Here is a 565-nt window from a genome sequence, read left to right on the forward strand (position 1 = left end):
GGCCCGCGAACGGCGGCGCTATGAACGTCAGGAGGTGCGCCGCTTCACGAAGCGGTCGCGTCGGCGCCGCATCACCTGGGCCGTCGTCGTCGGCGCGGTCCTTGCGCTCGTGGCGGTGATCGGGGTGGGCGCGTACTCGCCGCTCATGGCGTTGCGGGACGTGCGCGTCGAGGGCGCGCAGCGCATCCCCGCCGCCGACGTGCAGGCCGCGTTCGCCGGCGTCATGGGCACGCCGCTCCCGCTGATCGACTCCGGCGACGTGCAGGCGGCGCTCGCGCGATTCCCGCTCATCGAGACGTACGTGACCGAGACCATCCCCCCTGGCACGCTCGTCGTCCGCATCGTCGAGCGCACGCCGGTCGGCGTGATCGACACTGGGTCGGGCCTCGAGCTGGTGGATGCCGCGGGCGTGGTCATCGACCGTCCGGAGGCGGTGCCGGCCGGACAGCCGCTCATCGAGGTCGACGGCGGCACCGCCGACGAGGGCTTCCGTGCCGTCGCCTCGGTCGTGCGGAGCCTTCCCGCGGAGGTTCGCGGGCAGCTGACCCGGGCCACGGCCGCCACG

General features: G+C 74.3%; 1 protein-coding gene. It reads left to right on the forward strand.

Annotated features, from left to right (window positions below; translation table 11 throughout):
* Window positions 1–34: 34 nt before the first annotated feature.
* On the forward strand, window positions 35–565 hold a 531-nt coding region (locus GH736_RS24135; protein WP_159607633.1), incomplete at its 3' end, for an FtsQ-type POTRA domain-containing protein.

This window comes from Agromyces humi (genome assembly GCF_009720255.1).
Classification (GTDB): Bacteria; Actinomycetota; Actinomycetes; order Actinomycetales; family Microbacteriaceae; genus Agromyces; species Agromyces humi.